We start from the raw sequence: 3,660 nt of genomic DNA on the forward strand, positions 1-3,660 counted from the left end.
TTATATAATTACTAATGTACAAAATTTATAAATCAGTATTTTAAGGAGAAAAAATGAGAGTAGACTTAAATGAAATTTTTGAAGAATTCGCTGAAGCTAGAAGAAACGGATTTTTAAAAGTAAAAGAACTAAAAGATCAAGGAGCTAATATAGTTGGTACATTTTGTACCTATACACCAAAAGAGATTGTTTATGCTGCCGGGGGGACTCCAGTTACTCTATGTGGTGTAAGTAATGATACTATTCCTGCTGCTGAAGTTCATTTACCTAAAAATCTTTGCCCATTAATAAAATCTAGTTATGGCTATGCTATTTCTGATAAATGTCCTTATATGTATTTTTCGGATTTAGTTGTAGGAGAGACTACATGTGATGGAAAAAAGAAGATGTATGAGTTATTGGGAGAGATTAAAGATACTTATGTAATGCAACTTCCACATTCGCAAGACTCTGAATACGCAAAAAATATGTGGGAAAATGAAGTGATAAGATTCAAAGAGAAGCTTGAATCAAAATTCTCTACATCTATAACAGAGGAAAAATTACGTAAAAGTATAAACTTATGTAATAGAGAAAGGGTTAGTCTTACAAACTTTTACTCATTAGGAAAACTTGTTCCTCCTCCAATTTCGGGATATGATATGTTTACTATTTTAAATGGAGTTCTGTATATTTTTGATAAAGAGAAACAAATTGCAAAACTTGATCAAATTACAGCTACTCTTAAAGAGATGCACAGCAACAATGAGTGTAAAATATCTAAAACTGCTCCTAGGATTCTAATTACTGGTTGTCCTCTTGGAGGAGTAGCAGATAAAATCATAAAACAATTGGAAGAGGTTGGAGCTGTTGTAGTTGTCTATGAAAATTGCGGTGGAACAAAAAATACTGAGAGATTAGTTGATGAAAATGAGGCCCCTATAAAAGCTATTGCCGATAAATATCTTTCTATTCCTTGTTCTGTAATGAGTCCAAATAAAGGAAGAGAGGAGATGCTTTCAAAACTTATTGAAGATTATAAAGTGGATGGGGTAGTAGAGATTATTTTACAGTCTTGCCATACTTATGCCATTGAAACCAGAAATATCAAAAGACATGTCAATAATCTAGGAGTTCCTTTTATATCTATAGAGACTGACTACTCTACCTCTGATAAAGGGCAAATAAGAACAAGATTGGAAGCTTTCGTTGAAATGCTTTAATTTTAAAAATCTAAAGTGATTTAATATAAAACTATTGGGAGATTAAACTATGAAAAAAAACTTTTTTACCTATTCACTTCTTGCACTAGCAGGAATTACATTTTTTACTGGTTGTTCTAAAGAAATATCTGAAAAAACTACACAAAATCCAAAATCCACAGAGATAAGTTTTATGATACCGGATTGGGGTGTCCCACCTCAGGCTATGCTTGATGAGTTTCAAAATGAATCTGGAATTAAAGTAAATATTGAAACTGTGTCATGGGATGATATTAGAAATAAAATTGCGATTGCTGCCAATGGAAAAAAAGCTGCTGCAGATGTTTTTGAAGTGGATTGGTCTTGGGTCGGGGAATTCAATAGTGCCAATTGGTTAGAGCCATTAACTCTTTCACAGGAAGATATAAAGGATATACCTAGCTTATCAACATTTATACTAAATGAAAAAATACTTGCTGTTCCATATGCTAACGATTTTCGTATAGCCTATTATAACACAGAGCTTTATAAAAGTGCAGATTTAAAAGAACCTCAAACTTGGAATGATGTAGCTAAAAATATGGAAACTTTAAGACAAAAAAATATTCTTAAATATCCATATACATTCCCTCTAAATGCCAATGAAGGGACTACTACATCATTTATTTGGATGACCTTTTTAAGAGATGGAAAAGTTTTTAATGATGATAATACTCTCAATAAGGAAAATGCTCTTAAAACATTAAATTTTATAGATGAGATGGTAAAAAAGGAACTTATAAATCCCGCTAATCTAACAATGAGTGCTATTGATACATATAGAGAACTGCTTTCAAAAGATGCTGCATTTATGGTTGGACCAACATCTTTCATTGCAAGAGCTACTGATCCAAACCAATCTAAAGTTATTGGAGAGATTGAGGTTATTGTTCCTCCTGGTGAAAATGGAAAAGCTACTCAAACTATGGCTCTTACAGAGGCAGTGGGAGTATCATCTTTATCTGAAAATAAAGAAGCTGCTAAAAAATTTGTAGAATGGTATACTTCAAAGAAAACTCAAAAAGCTTTCTTTAAGGAATTAAGTGCTATTCCTACAAGAACTTCTGTTTTAAATGAAGTTATAGATGCTGGTGAAATAAATAATTCTGGAGCTATGAAAGAGGTTTCATTATTAGTTAAATCTCCTTTTCCAAATGGAGTTCCAGCTTATTATGCTGAGATGAGTAATATAATCTACAATGCTATCAATAAAATGGCTAGTGGAAATATCACTCCTGAAGTTGCTGTAGAAGAGATTGATTCTAAAATTAAAGGTCTTCTTCAAAAGTAAATGAGAACACTAATTAAACAAACTAAACTATTTCCCTATTGTTTAATTTTACCATCTATTTTTATTATAGTTTCTACAGTACTATATCCTATTATTCTAACTCTATTTTATAGTTTAGAATACTATAAACTTACAAAGCCCTATAGTAGAAAATTTATAGGGCTTCAAAACTATGTTGATATTTTTAGAGACTCTGAATTCTACTCAGCTCTTATTAATACCTCATTGGTCATATTAGTTCTATTAATTTTAGGAGTAAGTTTTAGCTTTCTTGTATCTTTAATTCTTGAAAGACAAAATAAAATTACAAATTTACTCACTGCCATAGCAATTATACCTTGGGCACTTCCCCCGGTAGTCAATGGTCTTATTTGGAAATTTATCTTTTATCCAGAGTTTGGTTTTATAAATAAACTTCTTTATTACTTTAATCTTGTTGATAGACCAATACTTTGGCTAAACTCTCAATATGGATCGCTTATTATATTTGGAATTATTGTTGCATGGAGAGCTATTCCATTTTGCACTATTCTTCTTCTTGCCAATATAAAAGCAATACCCGAAGAGATATTTGAAGCGGCTGAAATTGATGGAGCTTCCTCCTTTCAAAAGATAAAAAATATCATACTGCCTATGCTTTTACCTACATTTCTTATTGTTGTAACAAATCTCACTCTTATAGGTATAAATGTTTTTGATGAGTTTGTTGCACTTGTAGGTTTTCGTAAACTTGGCGAACCTTTTATGATATATAATTATAATCAAACATTTTCTTTTTTTAATATTGGATATGGAAGTGCAATATCCTATACAATCACCCTTTTATGTGGAGTTTTAGGTTATATCTATATTGCCTTTCTCAATAGGAGGTGGAAACAGTATGAAAAATAAAAAAGAGGAGTTTCTTTATTGGATCAGTGTTGTTATTTTTCTCTTTTTAATATTAGGTCCTATCCTTTGGTGCTTTATCATAAGTATTGGACATGAAAAAGATATTTTTAGTAACAGAGATACATTTTTCCCAAAATCTTTTAGTTTTTTTAATTATAAAAAGCTTTTGAATATCTCTACAAAAGAGGGGAGCAACTTTCTTTTAGCCATGAAAAATTCTCTTTTTACAAGCCTTATAACTGTAATTCTGGGTACCCC

Annotated in this window: 3 protein-coding genes and 1 pseudogene; all 4 read left to right on the forward strand. The window is 31.0% G+C overall.

Annotation, left to right across the window (positions count from 1 at the left end; translation table 11 throughout):
• Nucleotides 1-53 precede the first annotated feature (53 nt).
• Nucleotides 54-1,202: a double-cubane-cluster-containing anaerobic reductase gene (locus ACMOUI_RS05735; RefSeq protein WP_418964776.1), complete on the forward strand. Its 1,149-nt coding sequence runs from the start codon at nucleotides 54-56 to the stop codon at nucleotides 1,200-1,202.
• A gap of 49 nt (nucleotides 1,203-1,251) precedes the next feature.
• Entirely contained in the window at nucleotides 1,252-2,511 is a 1,260-nt protein-coding gene (locus tag ACMOUI_RS05740; protein WP_418964777.1) for a sugar ABC transporter substrate-binding protein, read from the forward strand.
• Nucleotides 2,512-3,402 carry a carbohydrate ABC transporter permease gene (locus ACMOUI_RS05745; RefSeq protein WP_418964778.1) on the forward strand — a complete coding sequence of 297 codons (891 nt, stop codon included), beginning with the start codon at nucleotides 2,512-2,514 and terminating at the stop codon, nucleotides 3,400-3,402. It abuts the gene before it with no gap.
• Nucleotides 3,392-3,660: pseudogene (locus ACMOUI_RS05750) on the forward strand (hypothetical protein); the annotation flags it as partial. The gene ACMOUI_RS05745 and the pseudogene ACMOUI_RS05750, both read left to right, overlap by 11 nt.

The organism is Cetobacterium sp. (assembly GCF_048470075.1).
In the GTDB taxonomy this organism is placed as follows: Bacteria; Fusobacteriota; Fusobacteriia; order Fusobacteriales; family Fusobacteriaceae; genus Cetobacterium_A.